This is a genomic window from Ihuprevotella massiliensis (genome assembly GCA_900095835.1).
GTDB lineage: Bacteria > Bacteroidota > Bacteroidia > Bacteroidales > Bacteroidaceae > Alloprevotella > Alloprevotella massiliensis.
Genome location: LT608321.1, coordinates 2,692,861 through 2,709,765, shown reverse-complemented (window position 1 = coordinate 2,709,765; position 16,905 = coordinate 2,692,861). Strand labels below are relative to the sequence as shown.

Sequence of the window (16,905 nt, the reverse complement as noted above, 5' to 3'; positions counted from 1 at the left end):
GCAAAAAAACGTCGGAGATTTTCGAAAAAACGTCGGACTTTTTCCAAAAAACGATGGACATTTTCGGAAAAACGTCGGAGATTTTTATTTGACAGCTTGGAGAAGGATGAAGAAAGGAGGGAGAAGAGGCAAAATAAAAAGGAACTTTCCCACCATAGGGTGAGAAAGTTCCAAGCAGAAAATAGGAGATTGCCAAGCAAGATATAGTACTTTGCAGGTGGCAATCCTCAATAGCGCAACCAACGGAACATATCTTTCAGCGAAGGTTTCTTGCCATACATCAAGATGCCTACGCGATAAATCTTAGCGGCGACAAAGACCATGCCGATAGAAGTGCCGTAAAGTAAAGCTAGACTCAAAAGTTCTTGCCACAAAGGTACGCCGAAGGGGATGCGAATCATCATGACGATGGGAGAAGTGAGGGGAAAGAGTGATGCCCAAAAGGCGAGCGGTCCATCGGTGTTGGAGGCACTGCCCATGGCAGCGTACATGCTGAAGAGCAACAACAAGATGATGGGCGACATGAACTGACTAGAATCTTCCTGACTATTGATAGCTGCGCCAATTGCTGCGAAGATGGAGGCAAAGAAAAGGTAACCTCCGAGGAAATAAAGCACGAAGAGGAGGAGCATCTCGCCTAAAGGAAGACTGAAAATAGCAGAGAAGATCGCAGTTTCTCCGGACAATATCGAAGCTGCATCGGTGGGTGCGGTGGGTGTTGCGCCACCCATGAAACTACTAGCGGCAGAAAGAATGATGCCCCCAAGGACACCCCAAAGCAACAACTGGGTGATGCCCACCAGCGCAACGCCGATAATCTTGCCCATCATGAGTTCAAAAGGACGAACGCTCGATACCATGATTTCCATGATGCGATTGGTTTTCTCTTCCATCACACCTTGCATCACCATTCCTCCGTAGGTGAGGATGAAGATATAGATGATGAGGGTGAAAAAGAAACCAGCTGCTTTTGCCACTTCGGACGAAGAAGTGGCGGTTTCTCCCTTTGCATTCCACTTTGCTGTGGAGATTTCCACGTTGCTTCCCATGTCACTGACGATGGTATCTAGTCCTGAGATGCCGTAGCGCGCTATTTTCTGTTCGCGCACCGCACTGTCTAAGAGATTACTTACGTGATTATTCAAATCGCTCTGCACTTCTTTGTGGCTGAGCACCTCAAGCGCATTGCGATTGAGGCTCAGATCGGACTTGATGTGCACCACAGCTTCTATATCCTCTGGGAGATCGGTGAGTTTGGGCAGTGCTTTCTCGTGCACAAAGTGGAACTGCGGAGTGGATCGAAACAAAGAGTCGTAGAGATGACTCTCATCGACCACCATGACGGTGCGATTCTCTCCGCTCGAAATGCTGCCAAGCCAGATGGGAACAAACACGAGGGCTACCATCAAAATGGGCATGAGGAGTGTGAGCAATAGGAAAGATTTGCGACGGATACGCGTGAGATATTCGCGCTGTATGATGAGAAATATCTTGTTCATGAGAAAATGGAGCTTGAAATGGGGAATGAAAACACCTAAACTGTACCCTTAACGATCAGGAAAGGGGAAAGGTTAGGCTTGCTGTGTTTGATTGCCAGTGAGGGCAGCCACGTCGTCGCCTACCGTGCGTAGGAAGATGTCGTTCATCGTGGGAAGGATTTCCGAAAAGCTACGGATTTCCACCTCACTGGCTAGGCTTTGCACCAGGGCGGAATTGGAGAGTCCTTCTTGTTTTTTCAAGCGATAGGTGATGAGTCCATGGTGTTCCACTTGCTCCAAGATGGAAAATAGTTCGGGATGCTCGGAGAGTTGCCCTGCAGTGGTGGTGAGGGAAAATTCGCCCGTGCGATGTTGCTCGCGAATCTCTCGCACACTGCCCTGCAAACGTACTTGTGAGCGGTGGATGAGTGCGATGTCGTCGCAAACTTCTTCGACACTTGCCATGTTGTGCGTGGAGAAAATGATGGTGGCTCCGCGATCGCGCAACTGCAACATTTCGTGTTTCAGCAACTCTGCATTGAGGGGATCGAAGCCCGAAAAGGGTTCGTCGAAGATCAACAACTTAGGTTCGTGCAAGACAGTGATGATAAACTGTATCTTTTGTTGCATCCCCTTGGAGAGTTCTTCGAGCTTCTTGTTCCACCAAGGCATGATTTGGAATTTCTCAAACCACATTTCCAACCGCTGTTTGGCTTCGGCGTGAGAAAGTCCCTTGAGTTGTGCAAGATACAAGGCTTGTTCGCCCACTTTCATCTTACGATAGAGTCCGCGCTCTTCGGGAAGATAACCAATATAAGCCACATCTTCTTGAGTGAGTGGCTTTCCGTCGAACAACACCTCGCCCGTGTCGGGGAGAGTGATGTGATTGATGATGCGAATGAGGGTGGTTTTGCCTGCCCCATTGGGACCAAGCAAACCAAAGATGCGACCGCGTGGCACTTCGATGCTGACATTGTCCAACGCAGTGTGCGCTGCAAATCGCTTAGAAACCCCACGAACAGAGAGGAGATTAGACATATTAGAGGTTAGATATTAGAAGTTAGAAAGTAGACGTTAGAGGGTAGACATTAGACATTAGACGTTAGAGGGTAGACGTTAGACGTTAGAGCATAGAGGTTAGAAGGTAGGAATTAGAATGTAGTAGACACACGAAGATGGATGTACAATCTAATATCTAACGTCTAACGTCTAATCTCTAACGTCTATATCATGGCTCTGTTTCGCCTTCAATGTAATCTTCCAAGAAAAGATTTTCTCCATCGAAGACAGCGTAGGTGAAGAGGCTAATCCAGTCGCCCAGAATTACGACACGCGATGATTTTGACAACATCAAATCGTAGTCAATATGGCGATGTCCAAAAAGGAAGAAGTTGATGTCAGGATGATCTTTCAGGTATTGTTTTGCAAACAGAATGAGATGCTCCTTGTCTTCTCCCATAAATGGGGGTTCTTTGCCGTCTTCACGCTTCAAACGACTGTGTTTCGCCCAGTTCAGTCCGAAACTCATGCCCCAACGTGGGTGAATCGCTGCAAAAAGTGCCTGCGCAATGGGATTATGAAAGAGTGCGCGCAAGAAACGGAAGCCACGGCTGTCGTCGCCAATACCATCGCCATGGGCTAGATAAAAGATTTTACCATATAATTCTACGGTGCACGCGGTCTTATGAAGCACTACTCCGCACTCTTCTACGAGATAGTCTTTCATCCAAAGGTCATGATTGCCCGTAAAATAGTGCACTTCTACGCCAAGGTCGGTGAGTTCGGAGATTTTGCCCAAGAATCGGGTGAAACCTTTGGGAACTACCGTCTTATATTCATGCCAGAAGTCGAACATATCGCCAAGCAGATACACGGCACCTGCCTTGTGTTTGATGCTATCGAGGAAGCGTACGAGACGACGCTCCTGCATGCGACGGCTTTGAATGGCGAGACTGCCAAGATGTGCATCGGAGAGGAAATAGATGGGTTTCATATAGACGTTGGACGTTAGACATTAGACGTTAGAGGGTAGACGTTAGACATTATAGCCTAGACCTTAGAGGCTAGATGATAGAACGGAGAATCTAGGCTGAAATACCGATAGATGGGCATTTAACTTCAATTGTTAACCATCAAATGGTGAGTATCCTGACATAAAGTGTCGGATTTTAGTATCTAGCAACTAGGAGTTTGGTGTTGGATCCTCGCTACTCTCTGAGGAGGGTTTGGGCGTATTGGGACGATATGCCCGCAGTTCGTTAGGATTAAAGACGGCAGTAACATCGGGAATACCAAGTTCTTCGGCAGAAAGTCTGCCCGAGTGGTACTGTCCTGCCGCACAGAGGGTGAAAAATCTCAGACGAGCATCACTCACCGCTGCGATGGTGCGCGCAATACTGCTGAGAGTGGCTCCCACCGTGAGGACATCGTCGAGGATGATCCAGCACTTGCCTTGCAGACGTTCGGGATGTTGCACCGCAAAGATGCCTTCTACATTGGCTTTTCGTTCGGTAGGCGCAAGCGTGGTCTGGGAGGGATTGTCCACCTTACGCACCAGAATGTCTGTCACAATGGGAAGTCCCGTGATGGCAGACACACCACGCGCGAGGAGTTCACTCTGATTATAGCCACGCTTAGCCATTCTTTGTCGAGATAATGGCACAGGAATGATGCCGGCTACGCCCTCAAAGAAGTCTGTGTCACGGAGTTCCGTGGCCATGGCTCTGCCAAAACTTTGTGCGAGTGCCGTGCGCCCTTGATATTTGAAGCCATGCACAGCTTGCGCCACGGCATATTCTGGCTTATACCACATGAAAGCACTCACGCGCTCTACGTTAGGTTCGCCCCAGAACACACGTTCTAACACATTGCCCTTGCGGCCTTTGAGGTGGGTATAGGGAAGTTTGAACCAGCATTGTGGGCAAAGTCCGTTGCCATAAAGGGTTTTACCACAAATGGCGCAGCAGGAACCTGTGAGCTGTGCCCATGCGAGTTTAAGAACCTCGCGGAGGGGCTGCCATGCGTTGGTATTTTTCTGCTGCGCCATTGTGTGTCAATGATTAGTATTTTCCCACCATCACGACAATCATTGCACGTTGTGTTCACCAATCATCGGCTGTACACTTCGAAAATGTCTCATGGCGAAAGGTAGAAAAAGGAAACGGACTAGAGGAAACCAAGGTCGAGCTTGGCTTCTTCGCTCATCATTTCGCGGTCCCACTCGGGTTCAAACACGAGATTGACACGAACATCCTTCACACCTGGCACACCTGCGCTCTTGATGCGCACATCCTCCATGATGAAATCTGCGGCAGGACAGTTGGGAGCTGTGAGTGTCATCTCAATTTCTAGGAGACCATCTTCGGCAAGATCGATATTGTAGATCAAACCAAGGTTATAAATATCTACAGGAATCTCAGGGTCGTAGACGGTCTTGAGGACTTCCACGATTTGTTCTTCGATTTTCAATTTTTCTTCTGGAGTCATGTTTGTTGTTTGTTGCGTTGTTTGAATCCAAATCGGTCATAAGACCGTTATAGTACGACTCATAATTGAATAGATAACTTCCTGTCATCTTTCATTTTCTTGTTGGCATCTTGTCTTTCGTTCGTTCTCGCCGTAGCCCGCTACGCCTTCGAACCAACGACAAACAATCTGCTCAACAATCTAATGAAATCTATTCAGAATCTAACGACCGGTTTGGGTTGAAAGAATAGTTCAAAAGGAGTTGTGCCAAATCATAAACGATTCTGGTCGGCATAACTATAATACTGCGTGTCGGCTAGGATGATGTGGTCGATAAACCGCAAATCCACTTCCCGACAAGCGCGTTTGAGTTGCTGAGTTATTGCATCGTCTGCTGCAGAAGGTTCGGGATAGCCCGAAGGATGATTGTGACACAGGGCGATGTGTACAGCATTGCTCACCAAAGCCTCGCGGAGAATGACACGGATGTCAATCGTGGTGCCATCAATGCCGCCACGTGCCACCATGACACTACGGATGAAGCGGAGATTATGATTGAGCAAAAGCACGTGCGCTTCCTCAATGGGGAGATCATGTAGCTTTTCGTAGAAGAAACGATAGAGCTTTTCGGAACAATTAAACTGTTCTTCTTGCAGCCCCTCGGCACCTCTGCGCGCTCCCAACTCACAAGCCGCCAAGATGGTCACTGCTTTGGCTGGTCCAATGCCGTGATAGGCGCAGAGTTCTTCGATGCTTCGTTTGCCCAATGTGGTGAGTTGTCCATTGCAGTCGGAGAGGATGCGTTGCATCAAGGTGACTGCGTTCTCCTTGTCATTACCACTTCCCACAAGAATCGCCAAGAGTTCTGCTGCGCTGAGGGAACTTCCGCCAGAAGTCATGAACTTCTCTCGAGGGCGGTCGTTGATGTCCAACTCAGTGATGGACTTTTTCTGAGGTTGCAGCGTAGGTGCAGAAGGTTCAAGGAGTTTCATAGTGAGAAAGATTGGAAGGGAATGCGGTGTCTCTCGGTGCGCTACCTGCTACGCTGGGATTGCCTTGCAGTGACACCGTGGCTAATGTCTGATTTACAGCAGAAATACAGAATACTTCTATTGATAGAAGGTTTGAGAGAAGGCTTCAAATTCGCCCTCCCCTCGCACATTACATCGCCACCATGCAGAGAGATAGCCGGTGCCGTAGCCCGTGAGCTGCACGAAAGCCGCAGCGATGGAAGTAATGCCCACAGCGAGCGAGCAAGATTGCCGAGTGGCATCGACACCAATCAGAAGGGCAAAGAGCAACAAGGGACTGAGGCTCACGAGTGTCCCTATTTCACAGCCAAAACACAGAGATAAGAGCGCGAGCACAAGAAGAAAGGCTACGCCCAAGGTGAAGACGGCTGGCAAAAGATGGACAAGTTTGTGAGTTCCAGGGTGACGATGGGAGAGATGTATGCGAGCGATGCCGCTATTGTGCACTTGTTTGAAAAACTTCTTCAAGTCGGTGCGACGTTTATGATAGACCCACGCTTCGGGAAATAGGCGACAACGATAGCCACTCTTGAAGATGCGGGTGGAGAAATCAATGTCTTCGCCAAAACGCATAGCTGAAAATCCCTCTAAGGCTTGGTAAACCTCGCGGCGCACTCCCATGTTGAAGGAGCGTGGATAGAACTTATCCAACTTAGCTTTGCCCCCTCTGATGCCTCCCGTGGTGAAAAAAGAAGTCATGGCGTAGTTAATCGCCTTCTGCGTGGTAGAAAACGACTCGTGTGCTCGGTCAGGACCACCAAAGGCATCGCAGGGATTAGCTGCAAGTTCGGCATCAATCGCTGCAAAATAGCCTTCGGGCAGCACGACATCACTATCGAGAATGATGACATATTCGCCATTGGCGCGCTCCACTCCATAGTTTCGGGTCTGCCCCGGTCCACTATTGGGCTTGTCGTAGTAGTGCACGGCAAGTTTGTCGGCATATCGTTCCACAACATCGCGACAAGGCACGCTACTTCCATCCTCAACGATGATGACTTCAAAGTCGCGCTGAGTCTGATGGGTGAGACTTTCCAAGAGTTCTTCGCACTCATTGGGGCGATTGTACACAGGAACGATGACAGAATACTTCATTTCTCAGGAGGTTATATATGGTGCAAATGTACAAAAAACTCGGGATAATGCCAAGAGAAATGCAAAGCACACTATAAAATATCCGCTCTCCCCCTAATAAACATAGGAGAAGAGCGGAATTCCTTGAAGCAATCGCGAAAAACACAAGGCAAGTGGGGCATGGCACTTTGGCTTATGTGCTGGACAATCGCCTAGCTCCCCCCCTTGAAATAGCCACTTTGTTCTTATCGCATAACCTCGTATCGGCTAGGAAATGCCAGAGTGCGGCTAGTCCTTATAGATTTCCTTCTTCGCAGCTGCGAGGGTGTTTTGCATCAACATGCAGATGGTCATCGGACCTACGCCACCTGGCACGGGAGTAATGGCAGAAGCAACTTCTGAAACTGCAGCAAAATCGACGTCACCTGAGAGACGATAGCCAGTCTTGCGCGAAGCATCGGGCACACGTGTCGTACCTACGTCGATGACGACGGCACCTGGTTTCACCATGTCGGCAGTGACAAATCCAGGTTGCCCGAGAGCAGCGATGAGAATGTCGGCTGAGCGGCACTCCTCAGCGATGTTTTGCGTGCGGGAATGCACGCATGTCACTGTGCTGTCGGCACCTTCTTTCTGGAGCATCAGTTGCACCATGGGTTTTCCTACAATGTTGCTACGTCCCATCACCACGCATTTCTTGCCTTTCGTGGCGATGTTGTAGCGGCGCAACAAGGTGAGAATGCCTAAAGGCGTAGCGCTGATGAAGGCTGGCAGACCAATCGCCATGCGCCCTACGTTGATAGGATGAAAACCATCGACATCCTTGCGCGGGTCTACGGCTTCGATGACGCGCTGTTCGTTGATGTGGCGAGGAAGCGGGAGTTGCACGATAAAGCCGTCAATATTTTCATCTTGATTGAGCTGATGGATGCGCTGGAGCAATTCGGCTTCGGTGACATCATCTTCGTAGCGAATGAGGGTGGAGTCGAAACCACATGCTTCACAAGCCAAGACTTTGTTGCGGACATACGTTTCACTTCCGCCATCGTGTCCCACAAGTATGGCAGCAAGATGGGGAGGGCGATGACCTTCGGCAGTGAGTTGCTGCACCTCTTGGGCTATTTCTGCTTTGATTTGTGTGGCAAGTGCTTTGCCGTCAATGAGAGTGGCTGGCATAAAGAACTAGGTTTTAGGATGAAACTAAACCGATAACAGGTTGAATAATCAGAAGATTTCGTCGCATCTCTCGGAGGGCATAAGACAAACATCGGAGATCTCTCAAAAAACGTGGGAGATTTTTTTTGGAAAAGTCGAAGAGTGCTCCACAAAACCTTAGATAGTCGAGATAGAAAGTAACGAGAAAGGACTAGTCCCAGCGACACTTGCTATGGTGCAACTCGGACTAGTCCTTTGAATATCAATTAGAATTTGGGCATACCTGGCAAACCTTTGGGCATACGGCTCATCATTTGGCGCATACCTCCTCCGCTCACCATCTTCATCATCTTGCGAGTTTGGTCAAACTGCTTAATAAGACGGTTGACATCTTGCACAGTTTTACCTGATCCCTTGGCAATGCGCTCTTTACGACTGCCATTGAGCACTTCGGGATGTTGGCGTTCGTAGGGGGTCATCGACAAGATAATCGCCTCCACTCCGAGAATGGCGCGGTCGTCCACTTCGACATCTTTGATTGCCTTGCCCACACCTGGAATCATCGCAGCCAAGTCTTTGATGTTGCCCATCTTCTTGATTTGCTGCAACTGTGCGAGGAAGTCGTTGAAGTCAAACTGGTTCTTCTGGATTTTTCTCTGAAGTTTACGAGCCTCTTCTTCGTCGTATTGCTCTTGCGCACGCTCTACCAAGGAAACGATGTCGCCCATGCCGAGGATGCGGTCCGCCATACGTGAGGGGTGGAATACGTCGAGAGCTTCCATCTTCTCGCCAGTACCGACGAACTTGATGGGCTTATTCACTACAGAACGGATAGAAAGTGCAGCACCACCGCGAGTGTCACCATCGAGCTTGGTGAGCACCACGCCATCAAAGTCCAAACGGCTGTTGAACTCCTTGGCGGTGTTCACGGCGTCTTGTCCGGTCATGGCATCGACCACAAACAAGGTTTCGTCAGGGTTTGTAGCTTCTTTAACCGCTGCAATCTCGTTCATCAGTGCTTCATCTATCGCCAAACGACCAGCGGTGTCCACGATAACCGTGTCATAGCTCTTAGCTTTCGCCTCTTGGATGGCAGCAAGCGCAATTTTTACGGGATCTTTTTCCTCCAAGTTCAGATAAATAGGCACATCAATCTGCTCTGCCAACACGCGCAACTGCTCGATTGCAGCAGGACGGTAGGTGTCGCAGGCTGCCAACAACGGACGGCGGTTCTTCTTTGTCTTCAAGAAAAGGGCGAGTTTACCAGAAAGTGTGGTTTTACCTGCACCATTCAAACCTGCCATAAGGATGACACTGGGACGATGCTCCAACTTGAGGTCGGTACTTTCGCCACCCATCAATGTAGCCAACTCATCGTGTACAATTTTCACCATAAGTTGCGAAGGCTTCACAGCCGTGAGCACGTTTTGTCCAAGGGCTTTTTGCTTCACCGTGTCGGTGAATGTCTTAGCCACCTTGTAGTTTACGTCGGCATCAAGGAGAGCGCGGCGCACATCCTTGAGGGTTTCGGCTACGTTGATTTCGGTGATTTTGCCCTCACCTTTGAGTATTTTGAAGGAGCGTTCAAGTCTTTCGCTGAGATTATCAAACATGTATGTGGAGTCTTATGGAGATGTATCTATAGATAATGCGTTGTCGCATAGGATTCATCGTGCAAATATACGAAAAGTTTTTGAGAAATTGGCGGATTCTTCGCGACAGAATGTTAGACCACTCGGGAATGCAGCCCCAACTGTGCGACATATTCTGATAGATTCTCAACAGATTCCTATACACAAATCTGCATCTTCCTATATACTATTCGACATTCTCCTATATATAATAGGAGTGTTGGAGCACGATGTGGGCTGTGTTTGCGCTTTATCTCCGCCAGCTTGCTGTGAACAAACAAATATACCCTCGCTCGTCTCACGACGCACGAGGGTAAGGAGATATAGAAAACCTATTAACTATGTCGAATAAACTCGTGCCCTATGGTGAGAAGAGTACTCAACCATCGGATAACTCCGTGAGTCCCTCTCCCTTTTGGGGCATGAATATTGTGCTTTAGAAAGTGAGTTCTACGCCAAGACCAAAGACTTGGTTGGTACGAGTGAACGTATCAGAACCTTTGACCGCACCAGATTCTACCAACTGAAGGGCACGATCTGCGCCTTCTGCCAACCCAATGATGTTAGCAACGTTGTTGTAGTTTTGAGAAACCTTGTTGTAGGTGTCGTAGAAAGTCTTGAAATATCCAGCGTTCACCTTAACCTTCTCGTTCACTTGGTAGCCAACGCCCAAGCCGAGGCTGGTGGAATTGGTAGTAAACGTGAGGTCATTCATGTATTCATCGCTGTTAGGATAGACCGTACGCTGAACACCTGCGCTAATTTCCCACTTCTTTGTCAAATCATATTCTGCGCCAAAGAGATATTCTTTGGTGCCCCCCTTGAGAAGTTCGTTGCGATATGCGCCTTTCACGCCAGACTTCGCCTGCTTGTCGAAATATTGGTGGTAGCCCAAGTTGAGACGAAGGCCTTCTACTGGGCGAACTTGTGCACCAACGGTGAGCAATGCAGGAATGTCGCTACGCACTTGAGCGCCATCGCGATAAGCAGCAAGAGCAGTAAGGTTCTCAGCACTTTGACTATTTGCCGATTCGTTCTTGAAGGCAACGCGTGTACGGAACTCATATTTAGCAGAAGCATCAAAGTATTGGCTGTGGAAATGCGCACCAACGATGGGGGCAAAGCCAAAACCGCTCTGGTCTGTATTAAGAGTCACGTCTTGTGTTGCAGCAGCGAGTACGCTCAACTGACGAAGACGGGGTGCTAAAGTAGGATTTACGGCTACAGCAGGCTGAAGTGCCTTAGCAGTCTGTGCAAAGAAAGCAGGAGCAGACACAAAGTTATTGCCACTTCCTGGATTGATTTGGATGTTCTTCAGATATCCGTAGTAATGTGCTGTGGCATACACGCCACGAACTCCGCCATATACAGAGAAATTGTCGTTGATGCGATAGCTCGTTCCGAGAGTAGTACCGAAATAATACTGCTTTCCGTGCATGTAAGCGTCAACTTTATACTTGTTGAAGCCGAGAGCAGGCATCACAGCTGCCATGCGCTGACCCACCAGTCCGAGAAGTGCAACTTGACTCTCGAAAGAACCCATGCCTTGCTCGAACTCTGCTTTACCACCACCGCCAACGAGGGCAAAATTAAATTGAAATGCCCAGCGGTCCTTCACCCAAGCAGCTTGCAGGGATGGGATGATGGGGGCAGAAGCTGTGGCTTTGAAGAGCTTTGTGTCGCTTGTGTTGTTAGCACCAAAGACAAAGGGCGCAAATTGTGACGTAACTTCGCGAGTTTGGAAGGCAGATTGCCAGTTGACCCCTACGTGGAATCCTTGTTTCAAAAAGGACACACCAGCAGGATTGGAGTAAACACCATTGAGGTTAATCGCTGCGTCCTGTGCTGGGTTGCGCAAGAAAGCTACACTTTGATTGGTGTTTGTGAGATATCCTCCCGCAGTAGCGGTCAAAGCTGCACCCAAAAGGGCTACAGACATCACGATTTTTTTCATATACTTCCGTTCGATTGGTTGATTTTTCCGACAAAGGAAAGCCTTCTTCTGCACAACTCCAAGAGAAATGTGCAGAATTCTTGTATATTTCGCGAAGTAATCTCCAATTTGCTACCTAGAAATAGCAAGAGACCAGTATATCACGCCTTCACCCTCACAGAAGAATCGAACAAACCATCGGTAAGAAAGTAACAACTTCATCGTCTTTTTCAACAGATATCGCACGAAAAACGCTGCATCCGTCAGCAAGACAATGCAGCGTTATAGATAGAACTCGAATTATAAATTCAAGATTTCGAGAAAAATATAGGACGGTTGCGCAGGAATAACCCTACTCTACCCAAATAAGTCTTATGAACTAAGTAGAAAAACACAACATAGGCGCAAAGTATCCCCTACAAAACTCCGAAAAACACAAATTTTTCAAGAAAAATAGGGGGAAATTCACGAGAAACCAACCGCATATTTAATATGAGAACAGCAAAGAAGCCCACAAGAAAATGGAGACTCCACAAACGACCAACTGAGTCTCTCTCCTAATCTTGCGTAGCGACTGTTACACTCCTCGGTCAATCCTCTGTGGAACAATTGAGTTCTTGGCGCACAGATTCGTATTGTTGGAGCAATTTTTTGTATTTACTGTCCTTCAACTCGCTTTGCACCTTCTCATAAGCCTTTTGCCAGTCAGTGTCTAAGGAGAAAGGGGTCACTTGGTTCTCATCGGGAAAAACAAACTTCAGCGTAACTCGCTCATTGCTATCATAGAAACAAGGCGTACTCAAAGAGATGTCTCGGAAAATCAAGCGCAAAATCTCATGATCCTCGCTCGAAAGGGTGTCATTCACAAAACTTACATAGTAAAGACTCAGAAAGTCTGTCATGCTAAAGGCTTGCAAGTCGAGCCAACGTCGGTTGATTCGGGCGGTATCTCGACTGACTTGCTGCTTCTCTTGGAGATAGAGCAACGCCGCTTCTTGAAACAAGGCAAACTGTACGGACACATAAGTGGCACGACCGCTTCGGAGCGTACGTTGTGCGCACTCCAACTCTAGCTCAAACACAGAATCTCTCCTCGCAAATGCGGGGAGTGTCAGCAACACTAACAAGAGTAAGAGTAGTTTCTTCATGATCAAAAGAAATTATGAGCTAGAATTGAATGAGCATATTGCGAGAGTAGGCTCATCTCCTGCCACGATTAGGGAGAGTAGTCGGAGCTATCACCCCTACCCTTCCTAGAAACAAGGGCTATTCTCCGAACTTTGTAGCAGATGTCTTGTAAGAATGCCATCCCCAATAGGCAGGTGTAATGCCCCATCAAGGTTGCAATGCTTTCAAACCTCGGATGAAGCGCTATAACCAAGGACGGAGCGCCGACGAATCAAGGAAGTGGCACTCTCACACCTAGGATAGCTTACTCACAAATTCAGGAGCGGATGCGATGCCCATTTTGTTTAACGAAATCGTCCCACGAAGCAGACTTGCCGGAAGTAGGAGTTTTCTTAGCTTTTGTCAGCAAGGGGATCTTGCCCTTCACACCGTGCGTGCAGGTATTAATGAAGTGACAGTAAGCCGCAGCGAGTGCATCGGTGGCATCCAGGTAAGGCAACATACGCTCATCGGAGATTTTGAAGGTGCGCTGCATGATACTCGCCACCTGCTCCTTAGAGGCAGCACCATTGCCCGCTATCGCCTGCTTAATCTGCATAGGAGCATATTCGTGAATTGGGATTTGTCGGGCTATCGCAGCGGCAATCACCACCCCTTGTGCGCGCCCGAGTTTGAGCATCGACTGCACATTCTTGCCGAAGAAAGGCGCTTCGATGGCTAACTCATCGGGATGGAAGGCATCAATCACGCCCATCACACGCTCATAAATGCGACCGAGCTTCAGATACACGTCGGAGACCTTGCGCAAATCTATGACACCCATGGCGAGCATTTGAGTTTCCTTGCCCGTCACAACCATAATTCCGTAGCCCAATACGTTGGTACCGGGGTCAATGCCCAAGATAATTCTATCGTGCTGCGTGAGAGTTGCCTTATTCATAGAGCAAAAGTACATCTTTAACGACAAAACTAGAAGAAATCACTATTAAAGATTACTATTCCGCGCATTTTCTTACCATATCCCACGGATAAGTGTTATATTTGCACTCATATTTCATTGAATAAAATCGGAACATCATGATTAAAAGACTCTTTTCTACGCTTGTGTGCGGCCTTGTTTTAGGCGTTACCACCGTAGCTGCACAAGCTGTCATCACCTTCAAGACTACAGAACATAACTTTGGTAAGTTCAATGAAAACAAGGAACAAACCTATGTTTTCAAATTTAAGAACACAGGTGACAAACCTCTCGTCATCGAACAAGCTGTTGCCTCTTGCGGTTGCACCGTTCCCACCTACACTCAAGCGCCTATCGCTCCCGGTAAAAGCGGAGAAATCAAAGTGGTCTACAACGGAAAAGGCAAGTATGCTGGCGAGTTCAAGAAGCTAATTACCATCCGTTCTAACGCAAGCAACGAATTGGTGCGCCTCTACATCATGGGCAACATGGAAGCTGCTAAGCCTAGCAACTAATAAACGCTCAACGAAACCCTTAGCTCTCTCGGATTTTCCACCTTTAGGTCCCCCACACTATGATCTCACATCAACATCTTGTCATCATGGCAGGCGGCATTGGTAGCCGCTTTTGGCCGATGAGTAGTGTAGAGCGTCCCAAGCAGTTTCTCGACATCTTGGGATGCGGGCGCACTATGCTCCAGCTCACTGTAGATCGCTTTGAGGGCATCGTGCCAGCCTCCAACATTTGGGTGGTCACTTCCGAGCACTATGCCGACATCGTGCGCGAACAGTTGCCCGATGTCCCAGCCGACAACGTGCTTCTCGAGCCCTGCATGCGTGGCACTGCGCCTTGCATCTGCTATGCTTCGTGGAAAATCAAAAAGCGCGACCCTCGTGCTACCATCGTTGTCGCACCTTCCGACCATAATGTCAAAGACGTCGCCTCATTTTCCCAATGTATTGGCGAATGTCTCGAGTTTGCAGCCGAAACAGACGCCATAGTCACCATCGGCATCAAGCCCCATTGTCCCTACACGGGCTATGGTTACATCAAAGCCGACCTAGCTTATTCCTCGTCGCGCAAACGAAACATCTACGCTGTCGATGGATTTAAGGAGAAACCTGAGTTGGCAGTGGCACAACAATACGTGTCGCAGCCCAACTACTTCTGGAATGCAGGCATTTTCGTGTGGAGTGTGACCACCATCGTCAATGCTTTTCGCGTGTATGCGCCCAAAATCTCCAGCATCTTCGAAGGTTTGCTCCCTTATTACGACACGCCTGAGGAGAAAACTAAGATAGCCGAACAATTTCCTCTGAGCGAAAACATTTCGGTGGACTATGCTATCATGGAGCACGCCGAAGATGTCTTCGTGCGCCCTGCAGATTTGGGTTGGAGCGACCTAGGTTCCTGGAGTTCTCTCCACGATGAATTGCCACATGATGCCTACAATAATGCAGTTGTAGGCGAAGGCGTCAAACTCTTTGAGAGCAACAACTGCATGATCCACGTTGCCCCTGGCAGAAAAGTCATCGTTCAGGGACTAGAAGGCTATATTGTGGTCGAAAAAGAAGGAGCTTTGCTCATTTGCAAAATGAGTGAAGAACAGCGCATTGGGCTTTTCCAAAAGAGCTAATCTCAACATTTCAGCACTTCTTCCCAAGTCATTGGAGAAGAAGTGCCTGTTTTTTTTATACCCTACCTCGCTTCATGGGTAAAATCTCCCTTAAGTTATTCACATGAATCCATCTCGCATCGCTTGTTCTATCGCAGCTCTTGTCAGCGCTGCAGCAGCTCAAGCACAAACCTCCAAACCCAATGTCATTGTCATCATGACCGACGATGTGGGCTATGGTGACTTCTCCTGCTATGGTGCCACTCGCGTGCACACGCCTCACATAGACCAGCTCGCAGCCCGCGGCACTCGCTTCACCGATGCCCACGCTTCAGCCTCCACCAGCACCCCTTCTCGCTATGCCTTCCTCACGGGCGAATATCCCTTTCGCAGACCTGGCACTGACGTAGCGGCTGGTAATGCAGGAATGATCATCAAACCTGAGCAATTCACCCTTGCCGACCTCTTCAAACGCGCAGGATATGCCACGGCAGCCATAGGAAAATGGCATTTAGGCTTGGGAAGCAAGACAGCGCAACAAGACTGGAACGGACGTCTCGACCAAACTCCTGCTGATTTGGGCTTTGATTACAGTTGCATCATGGCAGCAACAGCCGATCGCGTCCCATGTGTATTCATTGAAAACGACCAAGTCAAAAATTATGACCCATCCTCGCCCATAGAAGTCAGCTACCGCAAGAACTTTGAAGGCGAACCTACCGGAAAATCAAATCCAGAACTCCTGCAACTTCAGCCTTCTCATGGACACGACATGAGCATTGTCAATGGCATTTCTCGCATTGGCTATATGAAAGGAGGCGGAAAGGCTCTGTGGAAAGACGAGAACATCGCCGACTCCATCGCTGCTTATGCCATCAACTGGATAGAAGAGCGTGTAGACATGGCGCAAAACGCCTCGCACTGCCGCAAGGGTGAGTGCGACCACACAAGACGCAGTGAAGCAAGTCTGCCCTTCTTCATGTATCTTTGCACCAACGACGTCCATGTGCCACGATGGCCACACGCACGCTTCGCAGGAAAGAGCCCCATGGGTTCGAGAGGCGACGCCATTCTTCAACTCGACTGGACCGTAGGTCAAATCACCGCAGCGCTCCAGCGCATGGGTATCGCCGACAACACGCTCATTATCCTCACTAGCGACAATGGTCCTGTCTTAGATGACGGCTATGCAGACCAAGCAGAGGAGTTGGCAGGCGACCACCGTCCTTCAGGGCACTGGCGCGGTGGGAAGTACAGCGCTTTTGAAGCCGGAAGTGCCGTTCCATTCATCGTAAGTTGGCCCGCGGGAAAAGTGCCTCAAGGCAAAACAAGCCGAGCTTTGGTGAGTCAAATCGATGCTGTGCGCTCGCTCGCCGCCGTGGTAGGAGAGCAACTCTCAGACACCCTGGCAGTGGACAGCCGCGATCAGCACCGCAC

Annotated in this window: 15 protein-coding genes; 3 read left to right on the top strand and 12 right to left on the bottom strand. The window is 48.9% G+C overall.

The features are described from left to right. Nucleotides 1-227: 227 nt before the first annotated feature. The 12 genes from BQ2633_RS10930 to ruvC all read right to left on the bottom strand — a co-directional run bounded on the left by BQ2633_RS10930 (nucleotide 228) and on the right by ruvC (nucleotide 13,835). Nucleotides 228-1,499 (bottom strand): ABC transporter permease, encoded by a 1,272-nt coding sequence (locus BQ2633_RS10930; RefSeq protein WP_075567062.1) that lies wholly within the window; start codon nucleotides 1,497-1,499, stop codon nucleotides 228-230. A gap of 72 nt (nucleotides 1,500-1,571) precedes the next feature. Then, nucleotides 1,572-2,516, bottom strand: a complete 945-nt coding sequence (locus BQ2633_RS10925) for an ABC transporter ATP-binding protein (protein ID WP_075567060.1) — start codon at nucleotides 2,514-2,516, stop codon at nucleotides 1,572-1,574. 190 nt (nucleotides 2,517-2,706) lie between these two features. Beyond that, a complete protein-coding gene (locus tag BQ2633_RS10920; RefSeq protein WP_075567058.1) occupies nucleotides 2,707-3,471 on the bottom strand; it encodes a UDP-2,3-diacylglucosamine diphosphatase in 765 nt (254 codons plus the stop codon). A gap of 189 nt (nucleotides 3,472-3,660) precedes the next feature. Beyond that, on the bottom strand, nucleotides 3,661-4,524 hold the full coding sequence (locus BQ2633_RS10915) for a ComF family protein (protein WP_075567056.1): 864 nt from the start codon (nucleotides 4,522-4,524) through the stop codon (nucleotides 3,661-3,663). Between the two features lie 119 nt (nucleotides 4,525-4,643). Next, nucleotides 4,644-4,964 (bottom strand): metal-sulfur cluster assembly factor, encoded by a 321-nt coding sequence (locus BQ2633_RS10910; protein WP_075567054.1) that lies wholly within the window; start codon nucleotides 4,962-4,964, stop codon nucleotides 4,644-4,646. 251 nt (nucleotides 4,965-5,215) lie between these two features. Beyond that, nucleotides 5,216-5,935 carry a RadC family protein gene (radC, locus tag BQ2633_RS10900; RefSeq protein ID WP_141700207.1) on the bottom strand — a complete coding sequence of 240 codons (720 nt, stop codon included), beginning with the start codon at nucleotides 5,933-5,935 and terminating at the stop codon, nucleotides 5,216-5,218. Nucleotides 5,936-6,052: 117 nt separating this feature from the next. After that, nucleotides 6,053-7,069: a glycosyltransferase gene (locus BQ2633_RS10895; protein WP_075567052.1), complete on the bottom strand. Its 1,017-nt coding sequence runs from the start codon at nucleotides 7,067-7,069 to the stop codon at nucleotides 6,053-6,055. Nucleotides 7,070-7,336: 267 nt separating this feature from the next. Beyond that, entirely contained in the window at nucleotides 7,337-8,224 is an 888-nt protein-coding gene (gene folD / locus BQ2633_RS10890; protein WP_075567051.1) for a bifunctional methylenetetrahydrofolate dehydrogenase/methenyltetrahydrofolate cyclohydrolase FolD, read from the bottom strand. 245 nt (nucleotides 8,225-8,469) lie between these two features. Then, the gene (ffh, locus tag BQ2633_RS10885) at nucleotides 8,470-9,816 is read right to left on the bottom strand and encodes a signal recognition particle protein (protein ID WP_075567050.1); all 1,347 of its coding nucleotides are present in this window, start codon (nucleotides 9,814-9,816) and stop codon (nucleotides 8,470-8,472) included. Between the two features lie 454 nt (nucleotides 9,817-10,270). Beyond that, on the bottom strand, nucleotides 10,271-11,788 hold the full coding sequence (locus BQ2633_RS10880; protein ID WP_075567049.1) for an OmpP1/FadL family transporter: 1,518 nt from the start codon (nucleotides 11,786-11,788) through the stop codon (nucleotides 10,271-10,273). 569 nt (nucleotides 11,789-12,357) lie between these two features. Continuing rightward, on the bottom strand, nucleotides 12,358-12,915 hold the full coding sequence (locus BQ2633_RS10875) for a hypothetical protein (RefSeq protein ID WP_075567047.1): 558 nt from the start codon (nucleotides 12,913-12,915) through the stop codon (nucleotides 12,358-12,360). 296 nt (nucleotides 12,916-13,211) lie between these two features. Beyond that, nucleotides 13,212-13,835 carry a crossover junction endodeoxyribonuclease RuvC gene (gene ruvC / locus BQ2633_RS10870; RefSeq protein WP_075567045.1) on the bottom strand — a complete coding sequence of 208 codons (624 nt, stop codon included), beginning with the start codon at nucleotides 13,833-13,835 and terminating at the stop codon, nucleotides 13,212-13,214. A 137-nt stretch (nucleotides 13,836-13,972) separates the two neighbouring features. On the opposite strand from ruvC, the gene BQ2633_RS10865 reads away from it, so the two are divergent. The 3 genes from BQ2633_RS10865 to BQ2633_RS10855 all read left to right on the top strand — a co-directional run. Next, a complete protein-coding gene (locus tag BQ2633_RS10865) occupies nucleotides 13,973-14,368 on the top strand; it encodes a DUF1573 domain-containing protein (protein ID WP_075567043.1) in 396 nt (131 codons plus the stop codon). A gap of 59 nt (nucleotides 14,369-14,427) precedes the next feature. Then, nucleotides 14,428-15,489: a sugar phosphate nucleotidyltransferase gene (locus BQ2633_RS10860; RefSeq protein WP_075567041.1), complete on the top strand. Its 1,062-nt coding sequence runs from the start codon at nucleotides 14,428-14,430 to the stop codon at nucleotides 15,487-15,489. A 103-nt stretch (nucleotides 15,490-15,592) separates the two neighbouring features. Continuing rightward, the coding region (locus BQ2633_RS10855; RefSeq protein WP_346048653.1) for a sulfatase-like hydrolase/transferase at nucleotides 15,593-16,905 on the top strand (1,313 nt) is incomplete at its 3' end.